This is a genomic window from Sphingomonas turrisvirgatae (genome assembly GCF_001721295.1).
Classification (GTDB): Bacteria; Pseudomonadota; Alphaproteobacteria; order Sphingomonadales; family Sphingomonadaceae; genus Sphingomonas; species Sphingomonas turrisvirgatae.
Genome location: NZ_MDDS01000066.1, coordinates 1 through 1,286, shown reverse-complemented (window position 1 = coordinate 1,286; position 1,286 = coordinate 1). Strand labels below are relative to the sequence as shown.

Here is a 1,286-nt window from a genome sequence, read left to right as displayed (position 1 = left end):
AGTTCGGGGCGTCCAAGCCGCTGAAGGGTGCGCGCATTACCGGTTCGCTGCACATGACGATCCAGACCGCGGTGTTGATCGAGACGCTCAAGGAGCTTGGCGCCGAGCTGCGCTGGGCGACGTGCAACATCTATTCGACGCAGGACCATGCCGCCGCCGCGATCGCCGAGCGGGGCATTCCGGTGTTCGCCGTCAAGGGCGAGACGCTGGAGGAATATTGGGATTACGTCATCCGCATCTTCGATTGGGGGCAGGATCAGACCTGCAACATGATCCTGGACGATGGCGGCGACGCCACGATGTTCGCGCTGTGGGGCGCGCGGGTCGAGGCGGGCGAAGAGCTGTTCGCGCCGTCGAACGAGGAAGAGGAGATCTTCGTCGCCACGCTCAAGCGCTTCCTGGCCGAGCGTCCGGGTTACCTCACCAAGACCGTCCAGAACATCAAGGGCGTGTCGGAAGAGACCACCACCGGCGTGCATCGCCTGTATGAGCTGTCGAAGAAGGGCAAGCTGCCCTTCCCGGCGATCAACGTGAACGACAGCGTCACCAAGTCGAAGTTCGACAACCTCTATGGCTGCAAGGAAAGCCTGGTCGACGCGATCCGTCGCGCGACCGACGTGATGCTGGCCGGCAAGGTCGCCTGCGTCGCCGGCTTTGGTGATGTTGGCAAGGGGTCGGCCGCGTCGCTGCGCAATGGCGGCGCGCGCGTGCTGGTGACCGAGATCGACCCGATCTGCGCGCTGCAGGCGGCGATGGAAGGCTATGAAGTCGTGACGATGGAGGAAGCGGTCACTCGCGCCGACATCTTCGTCACCGCGACCGGCAATGAAGGCGTGCTGACCGTCGATCACATGCGCGCGATGAAGAACATGGCGATCGTGTCGAACATCGGCCATTTCGACAGCGAGATCGAGATCGCCGGCCTCGCCAACATGAAGTGGACCGAGATCAAGCCGCAGGTCGACGAAGTCGAGTTCCCTGACGGCAAGAAGATCATCGTGCTCTCGAAGGGCCGCCTGGTGAATCTGGGCAATGCGACCGGCCACCCCTCGTTCGTGATGAGCTCGTCCTTCACCAACCAGGTGCTGGCGCAGATCGAACTGTGGACCGGTGCGGACAAGTACAAAAACGACGTCTATGTCCTGCCCAAGCACCTCGACGAAAAGGTCGCCGCGCTCCACCTCGACAAGCTCGGCGTCAAGCTGTCCAAACTCACCCAGCGCCAGGCCGACTATATCGGCGTCCCCGTCGAAGGCCCCTTCAAACCCGACCACTATCGCTATTGA

1 protein-coding gene is annotated in these 1,286 nt (G+C 62.5%); it reads left to right on the top strand.

The features are described 5' to 3' along the window. Positions 1-1,286, top strand: a 1,286-nt coding sequence (ahcY, locus tag BFL28_RS16735) for an adenosylhomocysteinase (protein WP_069321668.1), incomplete at its 5' end; no start/stop codon positions are given.